Genomic DNA, 18404 nt, shown 5'->3' on the forward strand with positions numbered 1-18404 from the left:
GAAGGCTGGAACGCAAACGGGCCGGTCTGCTGACCGGCCCGTCCACTTCAGGTCAGGTCGTCGATGCGACTACCAGCGCCAGCGGATGCCGAGCGAGCCTTCGGTCGACTGGTAGTCGTCCTGGAACTTCACACCGAGGTTCAGGAAGGCCGAGAACCGGTCGTCGGCGCCGAAGACGTTCACGGTGCCGCCGACTTCGCCGAAGCTGCCGGAGAAGTCGTCGGTGAGCGTGAAGTCCGGACCCGCCGAGTGGAAGGTCACGTCGTTCTCACCCTCGAACTCGTTCCAGTACCGGGCGACCAGCGACCACTTGGACGAGAAGGTCCCGTGGTCGGCGTTCAGACCCAGACGGCCGCCGAGGCCGACGCGCAGGCTGGTAACGTCGTCAAAGTCGACGTTGGCCCCCGGCACGTCCACCGCATCGATCGACGAGGACATGTAGGAGACCACGCCCATCGGCTCGAAGAAGCCGTTGGCGCCGATCGGCATGTTCCAGCCACCCTCGACCTGGAGGCCCAGGGTATCGACCGAACCGGAGAAGACGTTCGAGCCGGCCGGGGCCAGGGTGATCGCCTGATGGTCGTAGTCGAGGCTGTTGGCGTTGACGATGCCGTCGAGGTACCAGGCCCCCGAGACCAGGCTGCCGTACAGACCGAAGGTCATACCCTCGAACGAGGTCACGGTCGGCGAGTTGTCGAAGGTCACGTCACTGTCGACGTAACCGACTTGACCGCCGATGACCCAGGCCTTGCCCGAACCGCCGCCCATGAAGTCCAGGCCCCCGATGAGGGAGATGGTGCTCTGGTCGTAGGAGGTGTCGAAGCGGTACTGGACGCCGAACAGGTCGTAGCCCTGGATCCGGTCACGTTCGGCCGAAGCCCCGGTGATCTTCATCCAGATGCCCGAGCCGCTGTCGTCGAGCGACGGCAGCTGGGTGCGCAGGTCGGCCTGACGCTCGAACCAGGTCCCCGTGGTCGTCTGCCAGACGCTGGACAGAGCGGCCCCGAAGGTCGTGAACTCGAAGGCCTCGCTGTCCGGCAGGCCCACCAGGACATGCTGTTTGTTGAGGTTCAGGGTCAGGTCGTAGAAGAACAGGCCCTTGTCGAGCACGCCGTCCGGCGAGTTCAGGTCCGCGCGCCAGTAGTCGGACGCGGTGTTCAGCGAGAAGTGGGTCGAGGCGGTCGAACCGGCCCCGGAGACATCGACCAGGACCATACCGACCGGGTTGAAGGCGCCGAAGGGGTTCGGGCTGACGTCGTTGACCAGGATCGAGGTCGACCCCAGCGTGCTGCCGCCGGTGAGGCTGAGGCAGTCGGCGGCGGTCAGGACGGCGCAGCTGGTCTGGACCGCCGGGCCAAGGTCGGCGTCCATCGACAGCAGGCTGGAGCCCGTGCCGTTGAACGTCGCGCCCGAGGCCAGGATGCGATCGTTGATCTGCCCGTCGGACACGGCCGTGAGGGTCGTGCCGCTGGAGCCGAAGACGATCCGGCCGCTGTTGTTGAAGCTTTCCAGGTTGGTGATGGTCAGGGTGGAGGCGCCGAGCGTGGGCTCGCCGACGACCAGCAGACCGGCCTGGGTGAAGGTGTCGGCTCCGGCTCCGAAGTCGAAGCTGGTGGCGACGCCATTGGCGTTCGTGAAGATGGCGCCGGTGTTGTTCAGCGTGTCCGCGCCGCCCGAGAAGACCGAGGCTCCGGTGGTGTGCCAGCTGGTCAGCGAGGAGTTGTTGAACACCACGTTGCCGGTCAGGCCGCTGAACAGGACGCGACCATTGATGCGGCCGGCGTTGTTGATGATCACGCTGCCGCCGATGCCGCGGATGGCGTTGTCGTCGTAGCCGGTGATGGTGTTGTCCGTCGAACGGACCGTGGTGGTGCCGCCGACGTTGAAGGTCGTCGTGCCGCCCGCCGCGTTGTTCAGGTCAACAACCCAGCCGCCCGCGCCGGCGCCGGAGCCGACGATGGTCGAACCCGTGCCGGTGCCGATGGTCACCGTGCCGCCGCCCGAGGTGGTGCGGATGGCGCTGCCGTTGACGTCCTGGACCGTCAGGCCGTTGGCGATGGCGACGGTGACCGTCCCCGTGCCGGTGGTCGCGGCGTTGATGGCCGCGAGGCCGGCGCCGGTCGCCGTGACATTGGCGTTGACGTTGACGTTGGTGGTCCCGGTCCCGCCGTTGGCGGTCAGGATGCCGTTGGCCCCGCCGCTGACCGCGGCGTTGTTGGTCACCACCAGGGCGGCCCCGGAGGTGCCGGCCTGGATGCCGTCGGCGCCGGTCGAGGTGACCGTAGCGGCAGTGGTCACCGTCACCGCGCCCGAGACGGAGGTGGCGTTGATGCCGTCGCCACCGGTCAGGATGACGCCGCCAGCGTTGTTGGTGACGGTGATGGCGCCGCTGTTGCTTTCGGCGCCGATGCCGACACCGTTGCCGGTAAGCGCGGCCGAGTTGGTGATTCCGACCGTGCCCGAGCCGTTGTTTGTTCCGTACAGCACGATGGCGTCAGCGAACACGGCGGCCGTGTTGGTAACCGACACATTGCCCGTGCCGCCGCCGGTGATCCCGGCCCCGACACCGACGCTGGTGACGTGGTTGCCGTTGGTCCCGATGGCTGCGGCGTTGGTCACCGTGACGTTTCCGGCGCCGCCGGCGTTCGAGGCGGCGAGGATGCCGTCCGCCGCGTTGCCGGTGATGACCGTGCCGGCCAGGCTGATGACGCTGACCGAGCCACCGCTGGTGGTGGCGGAGATGCCGGCCAGGCCTGCGTCGATCGTGCCGCTGTTGAAGTTGACCGTGTTGACGCCCGCGCCGTTCGTGGTGACGACGCCGTTGCCGGCCAGGGCCGTCAGGTTGGCGTTGACGTTGACCGTCGAAGCGGCGGCGCCGGTGCTGGCCTGGATGGCGTCGGCGCCGGTCGAGGTGATGTCGGCGTTGGTGGTCACCGTGACGACGCCCGAGGCCGAGGCCGCGCGGATGCCGTCGTCGACGGTATTGATCACACCACCGGCGTTGTTGGCCACCGTGATAGCGCCGCTATTGCTCTCCGCGACGATGCCCGAGCCGTTGCCGGTCAGGGCCCCCGAGTTGGTGACGCCGACCGTGCCCGAGCCGTTGTTGAAGCCGTAGAGCACGATGTTGTCGGCGAAGACCGCGCCGGTGTTGGTGATCGAGGAATTCCCCGTGCCGCCGCCGATGATCAGGGCGCCAATGCCCAGCGTGGTCACATGGTTGCCCGCCGTGCCGATGGCCGCGGCGTTGCTCACCGTGACGTCGCCAGCGCCGCCGCCGGTCGACAGCGCGAAGATGCCGTCGGTGGCGTTGCCGGTGATGATCGTGCCCGCCGCCGTCGTGACCGACACAGAGCCGCCCGCGGTGGAGGCCGCGATGCCGGCCAGGCCGGCGTCGATCGTGCCGACGTTGAAGTTGACCGTGTTGGCGCCCGTGGTGGTGTTGGCGATGACGCCGTTGCCGGCCAGGGCCGTCAGGTTGGCGTTGACGGTGACCGTGGAAGTCCCGGCGCCGCTGCTGGTCTGGATGGCGTCCGCGCCGGTCGAGGTGACCGAGGCGTTGTTGGTCACGGAAACCGCGCCGCCGACCGAGCTGGCGTTGATGCCGTCGCCGGTCGCGTTGATGGTCGAGGTCGCCGCGGTATCGACAGTGACCACGCCGGCGCCCGCGGCCGCGGCGCGGATCCCCACACTGCCAGCCTGGATCGTGCCGACGGTGTCGATATCGATCGTCCCGGTGGTGCTGGAGGCGTCGATGCCGTCACCGCTGGTGCTGTTCAGGTTGCCGCCGGCCACGGTGAAGACCGTGTTGGTCCCCGTGGTGGTCGAGGTGCGGATGGCGTCGTTGGCGGTGGCGGTGACCGCGCCGGAGGTGCCGACGCTGACCGAACCGGTGGTGTTGGTCGCCAGGATGCCGGTGCCCGAGGAGGTCACCGCCACATTGTTGGCCACCTCGACAGAGCCGCCCTGGCTACTGGCGGCGATGCCGATCGAGACGGCGTTGCCGGTGACGTCGATCGCGCCGCCGGTGGTGCCGATCTGGACATTGCCGCTGATCGAGGTCCCACGGATGCCGAGGCCTTGAGCGAAGATGGCCCCCGAGGACTGGATGTTGACGCTGGCGCCGGCCGTCGCATCACCCAGGATGCCCGCGGTCACGCGATCACCGGCGGTCCCGATGGCCCCGGAGTTGGCGATAGCGATCAGCCCTGAAGCAGCCGTATCGAAGGCGCCGATCCCGACCTGGGCAGTGCCGGCGATAGCGCCGGAGTTGTTGATCGAGATCCCGCCCGTGCCGGCCTGAATGGTAAAGATGCCGTAGCCGTTCGTGGCGCCCTGGTTGGCGTTCAGCGCACCACTGTTGATGACCTGAACGATCCCCGTGCTGGCCGCGTTGGTGTTAACGGCGGCGATGCCGTCGTACCCGGAATTGATCGTCGCGGTGTTGCTGACGAAGACGAAGCCGTCGGCGCCGTTGTTCTCGACAGAGATGCCGGCCGCGGAAACGCCGCTGGTGGTGATCGCGCCGCTGTTGGTCACCGTCGCATTGCCGGTCCCGGTCGATTCCACGTCGATGCCGTTGTTGACCGAATTGATGGTCGCGGTGTTGAAGACGGAAGCCAGGCCGTCCTGCGCCTCGGCGCCGATACCGCCGCCGCTGGAGGTGATGGCGCCGCTGTTGATGACCGTGGCGCTACCCGCCCCGCCGGTGCCGGCGAAGATGCCAGCCGCGTCCAGCGTGCCGTTGTTGACGGTGATCGTCGCTTCCGAGTTGACCGAGACGTTGCCGGTCGCCGACAGGGCGCCGATACCGGCCGAGCCCGGGAAGTTGCCGGCTCCGTCGGTGTTGTCCAGGCCGGTCACGTCGATCGTGCCAGTGCCGACATCGATCTCGACATCGCCGCCGACCGATTGGCCGACCACGCCGACCGCGCCGTTGCCGGTGATGTCGATGTTGAGGCCGTTGCCGGTCTGGATGAACACACTGCCGGCCGCGCCGGTCGCGTTGCCGTAGATGCCCGAGGCGCCATCGGCGTCGCCCGCCGCGCCGTCGTCGATGGTGATGCTGAGGTTCGTTCCGACGGTGATCTCGACCGCCGGATCGACGCCATCAGCCGCTGCGCCGCTCTCGGCGTAGATGCCGGTCGCGGTGGTGTCAGCGTCGGTGTTGGTGATGACGATGACGCCGTTGTTGCCGACCGTGGCGGTGGCGTCGCTGGCGGCCGACACCACGTTCACCCCGTAGTCGTCGGGATCGATGGTGACCCCGGCGCCGAGGGTGACGGTGGCCGAGCCTGTGCCGTCGTTGATCGCCTGGGCGCCGATGCTGCCGGCCGTGATGGTCGAGCCGTCAGCGACGCCGACCGCGGCAGCGCTTGCGTTGCCGGCGTTGGTCACGCTGGCGCTGACGCCGACCGTGCCGGCTTCCATCACGCCCAGGAAGGTCGCGACAGCCGCGCCGGCGGTGTTGCCGTTGACGGCGTCAACGCCGGTTCCGCTGGTGAAGATCGAGCCGACGGCGCTCTGGGCGATGACGTCGCCAACGCCGCCCGTGCTGGAGGCCAGGACGCCGCCGGAGACGGCCGGGGCGCCCGACGCGCCGATGGCGCCGGTGTTACCGACGACGACCGTGCCGCCGGCGGTGCTGCTGGCGTTGATGCCGTAGCCGGTCAGGGCGCCGCTGATGGCGCCGCTGTTGCCGACGACGGTGACGCCGCCGCCGGTCGTGCCGGCCAGGATGCCGCTGACGCCCGCATCGATCGCGGCCGTGTTGTTGATGACCACCACGCCGGTGGTGTTGCTGGCCACGATGCCCGAGCCGCCGACGGTGATGGAGCCGGCCGAACCGACGCTCACCGTGCCGCCGGTGCTGCTGACCGCGAGGCCGTTGCCGCCGCCGGTGATGGTCCCGGTGTAGCTGGCCTGGGCCGTGCCGGTGTTGCTGGAGACCTCGACCGCCGCATCGGCGCCGCTGTCGTTGACCGAACCGCCGGTGCTGGCGAAGACGGCGTTGCCGGCGCCGGTAGCGCTGACGCTGACGCCGCCTTCGGTGACCGAACCGTCGACGGTGACCGTCGCCGTGCCGGCGCCACTGGTGGTGGCGGAGGCGCCGAAGCCGGCGCCGTTGGAGGCGGCCGTGCCGCCGGCCGCGATGGACACGGTCGCGGCGCCGCTGCCGGTGTTGCTCGCCGCGGCGCCGTTGCCGCCCGTCACCGAACCGCCCGAGGCGACGTTGATCGCGGCCGAGGTCGCACCGCCCGTTTGGGCGAGCACGCCGTTGGTGGCCCCGCTGACCGCGCCGCCGCCGTTGACGTTGATCGTGATCACGCCGCTGTTCGAGGTGGCTTCGATGCCGTTGTCGCCGCCGCTCACGGCGCCGTTGACCGTGACGTTCGTGGCGCCGCTGTCGCTGAAGGTGTCGATGCCGTCGGCGGTGGCCGCGGTAATCGTGCCAGCGAGGGAGACGTTGATCGCGCCGGAGTTGGTGGCCACCTCGACCGCGTCAAAGGCGCCGAGCATGGAGATATCGCCAGCGCCGGTGACCGTGGCCGTGCCGCCGTTCGTGAAGGCCCCGACGCCGCCGTCGGCGACGTCGCCGGTGACGGTGATGGTGGCGCCGCCCGTGCCCGTTGCCTGGGCGAAGGCGCCGTAGGAGAAGCCGTCAGTGCCGGCGACGGTGGCGCCGGCGCCGATGGTGACCGTGGCGTCGCCCGAGCCGCCGGACTGGGCGGCCACGCCGCCGCCGCCCGTCACGTTCCCGTTGACGGTGACGGTCGCGGAACTGTTGTTGCTGTCGGCGATGACACCGTAGCCGACGGCGGTCACATCGTTGACCGTGACGCTGACCGAACCGTTGGCTTCGGCATCGACGCCGGCGTTGGTGTTGGCGGTAATCAAGCCATCGGAAACGACCACCACGGTGTTGTTGCCGGTGATGGCGTTGATCTCGATGCCGTTGTCGCCGGTGACGTCCGAAACGTTGAGGGTGATCAGGCCGTCGCCGTTGGAGGTGACGAGCACGCCCGACCCGCCGGTAGCGCTGATCGCCTGGCCGGTGGCAGTCAGGGTGTAGTCGGCGTCGCCGATGGTCGAGCTGATGCCCGCGCCGGCCGTGCCGGTGACGTCGGCGCCCAGGGTGATGGTCGTGGCGTTGTTAGTGCCAGAATTGGTGACGATGCCGCTCGCGCCGGTGACGCCGCCCGGGTTGTGGGTGGTCGTGACGTTGACCGCGCCGCCCGTCGAGGTGGCGCTGATGCCGATGGTCCCGGCGTTGATCGCGCCGGCGGAGATGGTCACGCCGGCGGTCCCGTTGGCGAAGATGCCTTCGTTGCCGCTGGTCAGCAGGCCGGTGGTGATGACGTCCACCGTCCCGCCGTTCGACAGGGCGCGCACGGCCGTGCCGGTCGAGGTGACGGTGGTTTCGTTGGTCAGGCTTACGACGGTGTTGCCGCCGCCGGCCGAGGTGGCGTTGATGCCGAAGCCGGCGGTGGCGGTGACCGCGCCTTCGTTCATCCGCACCTGGGTGTCGCCGGCGGTGTTGGTGGCCTGGATGCCGCGGCCGCTGCCGATGGCCGGGCCGGGCAGTCCGTCAACGCCGACGTCGGTGGAGCGCAGGTCGATGATGACCGCCGGGCCCTGGCCCTGGACGTTGATCGCGTAGCCGAGGGGGTTGACCACGTTGGGATCGCCGCCGCCGACGACATTGGTCGTGGCCCGGACCGTCAGGCGCTCGCCGGCGTTGCCGGTGATGGCGATGCCGTTGGTGACGGTGACACCGTCCTCGAGGTTGAGGGTCAGGTCGCCGTTGGTCGTCGCCGTGTAGTCGACGTTCACATAGGCGCCGGAGCAGGTGAAGACGTCGTCCGCCCCCGCGTTGACAGAGGGGTCTCCGCACTCGTCGGCCGCCAGGGCTACGCTGGGGGTCATGACCAGGCCGCCGAACCCGGCCACACCTGCGAAGAGGCTGGCGGCGACCAGCGACGAGCTGGCCAGCAGGGAAACGCGACGGCGATTGCGGATGGAAACGGACATAAGGCAGCCCCCTCAGGTTGCTTAACATTAGAGGGGTGCGCGCAGGCGCACGCCGCCCCTCGTAGGACATCGTTCGTCGAACCTAGGCGAGGGTGTGGCAAACTGTCCATCAGGAAATTTGTGAAGGTTTGCCTTGGAAGGGGGGTAAATCGCTCTATGGGCGAACATTGTTCGATTTTATGCTCATTTTGAGTAATGTTCTTTTGATTCAACCTGCTATGAAATTCCCTGTCGGCGCGGCTCGTCCGGCAGCGGAGCGGATGGTCGATGTCGGGGTTGCGAGGGTGGCGGTCGGAACTGGTCTGGACCCTGGGCGACCCGGCCGCGAATGGGGCGGCTTTGCGACATTTCGAAGATGGCCTGCTGCTCGTCGAGGGTGGCCGTATCGTTAAGGCTGGAGCCTGGAGCGAACTCGCCGCCACTCTGCCGGACAACACCCTCATAGAGCATCTGCCGGGCAAGCTTCTCACCCCGGGCTTCGTCGACGGCCACATCCATTTTCCGCAGCTGGACATGGTCGCCTCGCCGGGCGGTGCGCTGCTCGACTGGCTGGAGCGCTACACCTTTCCGGCCGAGCGGGCTTTCGCCGACCCGGGACATGCAAGGGCGGCGGCGGGACGGTTCCTGAACGCCCTGCTGGCCAACGGCACGACGACGGCGATGGTCTTCGGCTCGGTGCACGCGACGTCGGTCGAGGCCCTGTTCGAGGACGCCCTGGCCCGCGACATGCGGCTGATCGCCGGCAAATGCCTGATGGACCGGGGGCCCGAGGGCCTGCGTGACACGGCCGAGGGCGGGGCGGCCGAGACGCAGGCCCTGATCCGCGCCTGGCGGGGCCGGGGGCGGCTCGGCTATGCGGTGACGCCCAGGTTCGCCCTTGGCAGTTCGCGCGAGCAGCTGGCCCTGGCCGGTCGGCTGGTGGCCGACAACCCCGACGTCTGGATGCAGACCCACCTGTCGGAGAACGCCGCCGAGATCGAGGCCACGCGCGGGGCCTTCCCCGAGGCGACCGACTATCTCGACGTCTACGACCGCTTCGGCCTGGTCACCGACCGCTCGCTGTTCGCCCACGCCATCCACCTGAGCGATCGCGAGCTCACCCGCATGGGCGAGGCCAAATGCGCCTGCGCCTTCTGCCCGACCTCCAACCTGTTCCTCGGCAGCGGCCTGTTCGATCTCGAGCGCACGAAGGGATTCGGGGTGAAGGTGGCGCTGGGCACCGACATCGGAGCCGGCACCAGCTGGAGCCTGCTGACCACCGCCGCGGAGGCCTGGAAAGTGGGCCAGTTGAAGGGGACGACGCTGGATCCCCTGACCGCTCTCTATATGGCCGGGCGGGGCGGGGCCGAGGCCCTGGGCCTGGCCGACCGCATCGGCGCCTTCGAGCCGGGGATGGAGGCCGACTTCCTGGTGCTCGACCCCAGGGGCGGGCCGGGCCTCGCCCACCACCGAGCCGAAACCCTGTCGGAGCGGCTGTTCGCCCTGATGGTGCTGGGCGACGAGCGGACAGTCGAACGGACGTATCTGGCCGGAAATCTGGCGCATAGCCGGGCGTGATTTGTGGTTAAGCGATCATAACGATCTGACAATGCAGTAAACTCTCGCTAACCATCCAACGCGTCCAAACAAGGTATACGCAGCTTTACTGTATATCTTGAGCATATCCTAAGCCCCCTCCCGTAACCCTTATCGTCAGTTCGGGGAGTCCGTGACCACGGGCCCCCAGGGGTAATGCGGGGACGTCAGCATGCGTGTCGCCACTATAGTCAGCCTGGGGGCCTCGGCCCTGCTGGGCGTCGGAGCCCTGGTGGTCGCCAAGACCTGGCTTCCAGACAACACGGGCCTCGGCAAGGCGGCGGCCGCCGCGCCCGTCACCAACCTGGTCCCCGTCGTCGCGGCCAAGGCCGACATCCCGTTCGGGGTGAAGCTGACGGCCAAGGACCTGATGATCATCAAGCTGCCCAAGGACGCGGTCCCGGACGGCACCTATTCGACCATCGACGCGGTCACAGCGCTCGACAACGGCGGCCCGGTCACCCTGGCCCGATTGAGCGCTCGTGAGCCACTGCTGCCGGCCAAGCTGTCGGGCGGCGGGACCAAGGCCAATGTCGCCGCCGTCATCGGCGAGGGCATGCGCGCCTATACCATCAAGGTCACCGACGTTTCCGGCGGTGGCGGGCACGTCACCCCGGGGGACCGGGTCGACGTGCTGGTCGCCATGGAGCCGAGCGACGACGTCAAGGTCGAGGGCGCCGGCGGCAAGGGCGCGGTCAGCGGCGCGGTGCTGCAGAACGTCAAGGTCCTGGGCATGGACCTGATCGCCGATCCGGCCAACGTCGACAAGTTCATCCCCAAGACCGCCACCCTGGAAGTGTCGCTGGAAGACGCCGCCAAGCTGGCCGTCGCCGCCCAGGTCGGCGAGCTTTCCCTGGCCCTGCGCCGCACCGGCAGCGTCGAGCTGGCCGAGGCCGCCCCGGTCCGCACCCTGACCTGGACGTCCAAGGGCCTGGCCCCCGCCCCCACCGGCGCCAAGCCGGCCATTCGCCGCGCGGCCGGTCCGCGCAAGCCCGTCGCCCCTCGGGCCCCCGACCAACACACCCTGACCGTTGTCCAGGGCTCCGAGCGGGTCACCGTCCAGGTGCCCGCCGACCGCCTGGGAGGCTATTGATATGCGCGCCCTGTTCCTGACCGCCGGCGCCTGCCTGGCCTTCGCCGCCGCGCCGGCTTTCGCCCAGGCCCCCAAGAAGGCCGCCCCGGCCGTGGCTCCCAACATCTCGGCCGCCGTGCTGCCCGACGTCGACTTCCCTACCTTCACGGCCGACGCGGCGCCGAGCCGCTCGATCACCGTGGCCAAGGACAAGTCGACCGCCTTCCGACTGAGCGGTTCGGCCGGCCAGATCGTCGTGGCCCAGCCCGACATCGCCGAGATCGTCGCCAACACCGACCGCAGCCTCTACATCCGCGGCAAGACCCTCGGCGCGACCAACATCCTGGTCTACGACACCAACAAGCGGCTGGTTGAGGTCATCGACGTCAAGGTCGGCCACGACCTGACCGGCATCCAGGCCGACATGACCGCCGCCCTGCCCGGCGAGCCGATCAAGGTGTCGAACCTGGCCGGCGGGCTGATGCTGTCGGGCCAGGTCTCGACCAGCTCGGTGGCCGCCCGCGCCAAGACCATCGCCGAACGCTATGCGCCGGGCGGCGTCAGCTCGACCCTCACCGTCGAGGCGGCCCAGCAGGTCATGCTCGAGGTCCGCATCCTCGAGGCCAGCCGCGACAGTCTGAAAGACTTCGGCATCAACATGGCCGTGGCCAACAACAGCGGCCTGGTGTTCGGCTCGGGCAGCGGCCTGCTCGGCAACAACGCGCCCCAGGGCACGCTGGCCATCTCGACCAATGTCGGCCCGACCACCATCGACGTCACCCTGCGGGCGCTCGAGGAGAAGGGCATCATCCGCACCCTGGCGCGGCCCAACCTGGCGGCGATCAGCGGCGAGGAAGCCACCTTCCTGGCCGGGGGCGAGTTCCCCTATCCGGTGCCGGCCGGGGTCGGCGAGGTGACCATCGAGTTCAAGCCGTTCGGGGTGAACCTGAAGTTCACGCCGACCGTACAGGACAGCGGCCTGATCCGCCTGAAGGTGGCGCCCGAGGTCAGCGCGCTGGACCCGACCAACGCCCTGCGGATCGGGGCCTATGAGATGCCGGCGCTGACCGTGCGCAGGGCCTCGACGACCATCGAGCTGCGCGACGGCGAGAGCTTCGCCATCGCCGGCATGTTCCAGCAGGACTACGTCAACGCCGTGCGCCAACTGCCTTGGCTGGGTGACATCCCGGTGCTGGGCACGCTGTTCAAGTCCGGGCGGTGGAAGCGGTCGGAGACGGAGCTGCTGATCCTGGTCACCCCGCGCCTGACCACGGCGGCCCAGAGCCAGTCGCTGACCCCCAACCCGATGATCGCCGGCAACGAGCCCAGCGCCATCGACGTCATCTTCCAGAGCCTGGTGATGGACAAGCCGATGACCGCCCCGGTCGGCGCCACCCCGCCCGGCCTGCCGTCCGCCAACTAAGGGAAACAGACCATGAGTTTCGCCGACCGCCGCGTTCTGGCCATCGGTCCCGGTCTGGCCGAGGCCTGCCGGGCCGCCTTCGAGGGCGCCCGCCTGGAGGTTGTCAGCCCCGACGCCATGCCCCCGGGCTGGCCGCCCGGGCATGAGCCCGAGCTGGCCGTCCTCGACGCCGCCGCCGACCCTGTCGCTTTGGCGGAGGCCATCGCCATGCTGGCCAAACTGCCCTTTCCGCCGGCCGCCATCATGGCCGGCGACCAACTTGGGCCTGGCCTGATGCGGGCCCTGCTTCGCCTGCCGAGGGCCGACATCGTCGAGGCGCCTTTCGGACCCAAGGATTTGGCGGAAGCGGCGGCGCTACTGTTGAAGCCGACCGAGATCGCCCAACCGGCGCCGCATGTGCAGACCGGCCGCTGCTGGACCGTCACCGGGGCCGTCGGCGGCGCGGGGGCCACCACCCTCTGCGTCGAGCTGGCCGCCGCCCTGGCCGAGCGGGCGCAGGGCAAAAAGCGCGTCTGCCTGATCGACCTCAATCTCGCCGACGGGGCCAGCGCCGCCTATCTGGGCGCCGCCGCCAACATGATGCTGGGCCGCGCCAGCCAGGAGCCCGAGCGAATCGACGCCGCCCTGCTGGAAGTGTTCGCCAGCCCGGCGCCTGGCGGCTTCGACCTGATTGCCCAGGCCCGCGATCCCCACGGCTTCGAGACGGTCTCGGCCGAGGCGGTGCTGCGAGTGCTGGATGTCGCCTGCCAGGTCTATGACTTCGTCATCGTCGACGCGCCGCGGCATCGCCGCACCTGGACCATGGACGTGCTGGCCGGCTCCGACGCCCTGCTGGTGGTCAGTGAGTTGACAGTGCCGGCCCTGCTGGCCGCCCGCAGCCTGGTCAGCGAGTTCGAGGCCGACCTGCCCGAAGGCCCCGGCCCCCGCATCATCCTCAACCGCCTGGCCAAGCGGGTCTTTGGCCCCGCGCCCTCGACCAGCGAGGCCGAGAAGGCCCTGGGCCGCAAGGCCGACGGTGGCCTGACCAGCGACTGGGAAGCCGCCGCCGCCAGCGTGAACCTCGGCGGTCCGATCCGCAGCCACCGGCCCAAGAGCCGGATCGCCAGGGATGTCGACGACATCGTCGACCGCCTGTTGGCCGCCGCGCCGCATCCGGCCCATGCCGGCCAAAGCAAGCCCGGGAAGGCCGCCTGATGGCCCGCTTCAGCTTCCGCCGCGCCGAACCGGAACCGGTCTTCGAGGGGATCGCCACCCCCATCGTCGCCGTCCCCGAGACCCCGCCGCCCTCCAGCGTCGACAACGAGATGCTCGACATGCGGCTTAGGCTGCACGCCCGGCTGATCGAGGAAATCGATCTGGGCAAGCTCGGCGAGCTCGACGAGGGCGAGATGCGCCGGCAGGTGCGCAAGCTGGTCGGGGATTTCGCCAAGGACGGACGCCTGGCCCTGAACACGGTCGAGCTGGACCAGCTGGGCCATGAGGTGTTCGACGAGATGGTGGGACTGGGGCCCATCGAGCCGCTGCTCAAGGACGAGTCGATCAACGACATCCTGATCAATGGCCCCAACCAGGTTTACATCGAGCGCCGGGGCGAGCTGGAGCTGACCCCGATCCGCTTCCGCGACAACGACCACCTGCTGCGCATCGTCAACCGCATCGTCGCCGCCGTCGGCCGCCGGATCGACGAGTCGAGCCCGATGGTCGACGCCCGCCTGGCCGACGGCAGCCGGGTCAACGCCGCCATCTATCCGATCACCGTCGACGGCGCGGCGGTGTCGATCCGGAAGTTCTCCAAGAAGCCGCTTAGCCTGGAACGGCTGGTCGGTGTCGGCGCCATGCCGGCCTGCGTCGCCGAGTTCCTGCATGGGGCGGTGAAGGCGCGCGTCTCGACCGTCATCAGCGGCGGCACGGGCTCGGGCAAGACCACGCTGCTCAACGCCTTCTCGGCGGCGATCAGCGAGGGCGAGCGCCTGATCACCATCGAGGACGCCTGCGAACTGCAGCTGCAGCAGCCGCACGTTGTGCGGATGGAAACACGCCCCCCGAACATCGAGGGCAAGGGCGAGATCCGCCAGCGCGAGCTGGTCAAGAACGCCCTGCGGATGCGTCCCGACCGGGTCATCCTGGGGGAGGTCCGGGGCGAGGAAGCCTTCGACATGCTGCAGGCCATGAACACCGGCCACGAAGGCAGCATGGCCACCATCCACGCCAACACCCCGCGCGACGCCATCACCCGCCTGGAGCAGATGGTGGCCATGGGGGGCCTCAGCCTGACGCCGGAAAGCATCCGGGGGCAGATTGCCAGCGCGGTGGGCATGATCGTCCAGGTCATGCGTCTGTCGGACGGCAAGCGGAAGGTGATGAGCGTCTCGGAGATCACCGGCATGGAAGGCCAGGTGGTCCAGATGCAGGAAATCTTCGGCTTCCACCGCACCGGCACCGACGCCGACGGCCATGTGCAGGGCGAGTTCCGGGCCACAGGCCTGCGCCCCAAGTGCCTCGACGAAATGAACCGTCGGGGCATCCACTACGACACCGCCAACTTCGATCCGCAGAGGGCGCTGTGAGTCGGGCCGCCCACATCCTCCCCCGTTCACGGGGGAGGGGGACCGCGAAGCGGTGGAGGGGGCGAGTGCCGTGCGCCAGCCCGTCCGATCCTGCTCTGAGCACCGTCCTGAAGCCGCGCTCTCCGTCACTCGCCCCCTCCACCACCCGCCTCGCGGGCGGTCCCCCTCCCCCGTACGCGCTTCGCGCTACGTGGGAGGATGGGAGGCGTGTCCATGCCTGAGCTCAATTTTGATCCCAGATGGATCGTGCTGATCATGATCTTCGCGGCGGTGTTCACCGGCGTGCAGGCGATCACCGGCCTGGCGCGGGTCGGCGTCGCCAAGCGCAAGGTCAACAAGCGGCTGGCCACGGTCGAGAAGTCGGGCAGCCTCGAACAGCTGGTCCTCGAACTGCGCAAGCAGCGCGGCCTGACCGCTGATGGCGAGGTGACCCGGGGCCTGGGCTGGTTCAACGACCTGGTCATCCGCTCCGGCGTCAATGTGCAGTTCAAGAAGCACCTGCCGATGGTGCTGTTGGGCGGGGCCCTGGTCAGCGCCGTGGTCTTCCTGTGGACGAAGAACTGGATGATCGCGGCCGGCGCCGGCCCGGCCCTGGGCGTGCTGGTCCCGGTCATCTTCCTGAAGTTCAAGGCCGGGGCCCGGGCCAAGGCCATCGGCCTGCAGCTGCCCAACGCCCTTGAGGTCATCATCCGCAGCCTGGAGGCCGGCCACCCGGTGCCGACGGCCATCGCCCTGGTCGGCCGCGAGATGCCCGATCCCCTGGGCAGCGAGTTCGGCATGGCCGGCGACGAGATCGCCTATGGCGCCACCCTGCAGCAGGCCATCGGCCGCATCGCCGACCGCTGCCGCCACCCGGATGTGGACCTGTTCGCGGCCACCATCCGCCTGCAGGAGAAGTCGGGCGGCAACCTGACCGGCCTGTTGAAGATGAACGCCAAGGCGGTGCGCGAGCGTCACAAGATGCGGCTGAAGATCAAGGCGGCGTCATCCGAAGGCCGGGCCAGCGCCATCATCCTGACCAGCGCGCCGTTCGGGGTGCTGGCCATCCTGACCTTCGCCAGCCCCCATTTCTATGGCGACGTCATCGGCGAGCGGCCGGTGCAGATCGGCCTGGCCGTGCTGGGGACCTGGATGCTGATCGGCAACATGGTCATGCGCAAAATGATCGACATGAGGATCTGACGATGGACCCCGTGCTCTTTCAGCAGATCCTGACCTATGCGGCGGCCGGACTGATCGCCATGAGCGTCGGCGGCGGCGGCATGATGCTGCTGCGCGAGGCCCGCATCGGCGCCAAACGCCGCCAGCGTCTGGCCGGCGACACCGTCACGGGCCGCCCCGGCCAGCCCAGGTCCGACGGCAGCGTCATGCGCGGCGTCAAGCGGCTGGGCGAGAAGATGGCCATCCAGGACCCGGCCCAGCTTTCCAATATCCGCACCAAGCTGATCCACGCCGGCTGGTACAACCGCGAGGCCGTGGCCGTGTACCTGGGCGCGCGGGGCGCCAGCCTGATCGTCGCCACGGTCGCCACCCTGTTCACCGTCCCTTGGGCCCTGAGCGGCATCGGCGGGCCAGCGGCCATCGCGGCGGCCGGGATCTTCGCCGTCGCCGCCATTCTCGGACCGGACCAGGTGGTCAAGGGCCGGCGGCGGAAGATGGAAATCGAGTACATGGAGGGGTTCCCCGACATGCTCGACCTGCTGGTCGCCTCGGTCGAGGCCGGCCTGAGCCTGGACGCCGCCGTCAATCGGGTGGCCGAGGAGATGGGCCGGCGCTACCCCAACCTGGCCGCCCACCTGCGGTTCCTGACCCTGGAACTGCGGGCCGGCAAGGCGCGCAAGGAAGCCTGGGGCGCGTTCGCCGACCGGCTGGGCATCGAGGAGGCCCGCTCCCTGGCAACCATGCTGCGTCAGGCCGAGGAAATGGGCACCAGCCTGGGCGAGACCCTGGCCGTCTTCTCCGACGACATGCGGTCCAAGCGCATGCTGCGGGCCGAAGAGAAGGCCATGGCCCTGCCGGCCAAGCTGATGGTCCCGCTGATCCTCTTCATCTTCCCCTGCCTGCTCGGCGTGCTGATGCTGCCGGCGGCCTATCGGATCAGCCAGTCGATGGTTGGCGGGGGGTAGCCCGCTACCCGTTCGCCAAAGCGCTCTTGCGGCGCCCGTAGAGCAGGTAGACGACCACGCCGATGGCGTTCCAGACGAAGAAGCCGATGATCGCCGTATTGGGCAGGGTGGTGAACAGGTAGAGGCAGCCCAGCACGCCGAAGACGCCGATGACCGGCCAGAGTGGGGTCTTGAACACCCGCTTCAGCTCCGGCGCCTTGACCCGCAGGATCATCATGCAGACCAGCACGGCCACGAAGGCGGCCAGGGTGCCGGCGTTGGCCAGGGCGGCGATCTCGCCGAGCGGCAGGATGCCGGCCAGCAGGGCGGCCAGGACCCCGGTGATCAGGGTGACAAAGCTGGGGGCGCCGCGCTTGCTGACCTTGGCCAGGCCCACGGGCAGCAGGCCGTCGCGGGCCATGACGAAGAAGATGCGGCTCTGGCCGTACATGAAGGCCATGATCACCGTCGGCAGGGCGATGACAGCGGCGGCGGCGACCAGCTTGGCGGCTCCGCCGTGGCCCAGCTGTTCCATGACGAAGACCAGCGGCGCGTCGGCCTTGGAGAAAACGCCGGGCAGCACCGCGCCGATCGCGGCGGCGGCGACGATCATGTAGATGACCGTGCAGGCGATCATCGAGCCGACGATGCCGATGGTCAGGTTCTTCTCCGGATTCTTGGTCTCCTCGGCGGCGGTCGACACCGCGTCGAAGCCATAGAAGGCGAAGAAGATGATCGAGGCCGCCGCCATCACCCCGACCTTGGTCCCGTCGGCGTTGACGCCGCTGAAGCCGTAGGGGCTGAAGGGGGTGAAGTGGCTGGCGTCGAAGGCCGGCAGGGCCAGGAAGACGAACAGGCCGAGGGCCGCCAGTTTCACGACCACGAGGATCATGTTGACCGTGGCGCTCTCGCGCGTGCCGACCAGCAGCAGGCCGGCGACCAGCAGCGCGATCAGGGCCCCGAGGGCGTTGAAGCCGCCGCTGAAGACCAGCGTGCTTCCCTCGAGGGCAAAGGTCGAGGCCATCCATTTGGGATCAACCGGGATGGTGACGAACTCGGCTGCGTGGCCGGCCCAGCCGGCGGCAACGGCGCCGCAGACCACCGTGTATTCGAGGATCAGGCTCCAGCCGACGATCCAGGCCAGGCCCTCGCCGAGCACCGAATAGCTGTAGGTGTAGGCGCTGCCCGCCGCCGGCATCATGGTGGCCATCTCGGCATAGGCCAGGGCGGCGCAGGCACAGACCGCGCCGGCGATGGCGAAGCTGAGCATGACGCCGGGGCCCGCGAGGCCGGCCCCGACCCCGATCAGGGTGTAGATGCCGGTGCCGACAATGGCCCCGACGCCCAGGGCGATCAGGTGCGGCCAGCCGAGCGTGGCCTTCAGCTTGTGGTGCTCGGCGACGAAGCCGCCGTCCATGGGCTTGCGACGTGTCAGGAAACTCATGGAAGTCCTCCCCAGGATGAAGGCGGAAGATGCGGCTGTTTCGGCAAGGTTGTGAAGAGGGGGACCGGTTGTCCGCATCGCGGACTACCTGTCCCCGATTTGCGCCAACGTCTGGGCCGGAGCGCTCTCCAGACGCCTGTGCTGATCGGGGACAGGTAGCCCGCTTGCGCAGGCAACCGGTCCCCCT

General features: G+C 69.0%; 9 protein-coding genes. 7 read left to right on the plus strand and 2 right to left on the minus strand.

Translation table 11 applies throughout. The annotated features are described in order from the left end of the window. Positions 1-69 precede the first annotated feature (69 nt). A complete protein-coding gene (locus AC2YG9_RS05660) occupies positions 70-8031 on the minus strand; it encodes a hypothetical protein (protein WP_487296970.1) in 7962 nt (2653 codons plus the stop codon). Positions 8032-8298: 267 nt separating this feature from the next. On the opposite strand from AC2YG9_RS05660, the gene guaD reads away from it, so the two are divergent. From guaD to AC2YG9_RS05695, 7 genes are all read left to right on the plus strand, one after another. Next, the gene (gene guaD, locus AC2YG9_RS05665; protein ID WP_487296971.1) at positions 8299-9588 is read left to right on the plus strand and encodes a guanine deaminase; all 1290 of its coding nucleotides are present in this window, start codon (positions 8299-8301) and stop codon (positions 9586-9588) included. Between the two features lie 190 nt (positions 9589-9778). Then, positions 9779-10699, plus strand: coding sequence for a Flp pilus assembly protein CpaB (gene cpaB, locus AC2YG9_RS05670; protein ID WP_487296972.1), 921 nt, complete (start codon positions 9779-9781; stop codon positions 10697-10699). A 1-nt stretch (position 10700) separates the two neighbouring features. Further along, the gene (locus AC2YG9_RS05675; protein WP_487296973.1) at positions 10701-12101 is read left to right on the plus strand and encodes a type II and III secretion system protein family protein; all 1401 of its coding nucleotides are present in this window, start codon (positions 10701-10703) and stop codon (positions 12099-12101) included. A gap of 12 nt (positions 12102-12113) precedes the next feature. Beyond that, a complete protein-coding gene (locus tag AC2YG9_RS05680; RefSeq protein ID WP_487296974.1) occupies positions 12114-13295 on the plus strand; it encodes a CpaE/TadZ family protein in 1182 nt (393 codons plus the stop codon). Beyond that, positions 13295-14668 (plus strand): TadA family conjugal transfer-associated ATPase, encoded by a 1374-nt coding sequence (locus AC2YG9_RS05685; RefSeq protein ID WP_487296975.1) that lies wholly within the window; start codon positions 13295-13297, stop codon positions 14666-14668. Before AC2YG9_RS05680 ends, AC2YG9_RS05685 begins: the two co-directional genes overlap by 1 nt. A 213-nt stretch (positions 14669-14881) precedes the next feature. Next, positions 14882-15850 (plus strand): type II secretion system F family protein, encoded by a 969-nt coding sequence (locus tag AC2YG9_RS05690; RefSeq protein ID WP_487296976.1) that lies wholly within the window; start codon positions 14882-14884, stop codon positions 15848-15850. Positions 15851-15852: 2 nt separating this feature from the next. After that, positions 15853-16794, plus strand: a complete 942-nt coding sequence (locus tag AC2YG9_RS05695; protein WP_487296977.1) for a type II secretion system F family protein — start codon at positions 15853-15855, stop codon at positions 16792-16794. Positions 16795-16798: 4 nt separating this feature from the next. Here the strand turns inward: AC2YG9_RS05695 and AC2YG9_RS05700 are convergent, their stop codons facing one another. Next, positions 16799-18217 carry an amino acid permease gene (locus tag AC2YG9_RS05700; RefSeq protein ID WP_487296978.1) on the minus strand — a complete coding sequence of 473 codons (1419 nt, stop codon included), beginning with the start codon at positions 18215-18217 and terminating at the stop codon, positions 16799-16801. Positions 18218-18404: the final 187 nt, after the last annotated feature.

Source organism: Caulobacter sp. SRI_014 (genome assembly GCF_057586315.1).

Excerpts from the sequence above, each read along its gene's own strand:
- AC2YG9_RS05700 (WP_487296978.1), bottom strand. The coding sequence starts at position 18,217 with ATGAGTTTCCTGACACGTCGCAAGCCCATGGACGGCGGCTTCGTCGCC.
- guaD (WP_487296971.1), top strand. The coding sequence starts at position 8,299 with ATGTCGGGGTTGCGAGGGTGGCGGTCGGAACTGGTCTGGACCCTGGGC.
- AC2YG9_RS05660 (WP_487296970.1), bottom strand. The coding sequence starts at position 8,031 with ATGTCCGTTTCCATCCGCAATCGCCGTCGCGTTTCCCTGCTGGCCAGC.
- AC2YG9_RS05695 (WP_487296977.1), top strand. The coding sequence starts at position 15,853 with ATGGACCCCGTGCTCTTTCAGCAGATCCTGACCTATGCGGCGGCCGGA.
- AC2YG9_RS05685 (WP_487296975.1), top strand. The coding sequence starts at position 13,295 with ATGGCCCGCTTCAGCTTCCGCCGCGCCGAACCGGAACCGGTCTTCGAG.
- AC2YG9_RS05690 (WP_487296976.1), top strand. The coding sequence starts at position 14,882 with ATGCCTGAGCTCAATTTTGATCCCAGATGGATCGTGCTGATCATGATC.
- AC2YG9_RS05675 (WP_487296973.1), top strand. The coding sequence starts at position 10,701 with ATGCGCGCCCTGTTCCTGACCGCCGGCGCCTGCCTGGCCTTCGCCGCC.
- AC2YG9_RS05680 (WP_487296974.1), top strand. The coding sequence starts at position 12,114 with ATGAGTTTCGCCGACCGCCGCGTTCTGGCCATCGGTCCCGGTCTGGCC.
- cpaB (WP_487296972.1), top strand. The coding sequence starts at position 9,779 with ATGCGTGTCGCCACTATAGTCAGCCTGGGGGCCTCGGCCCTGCTGGGC.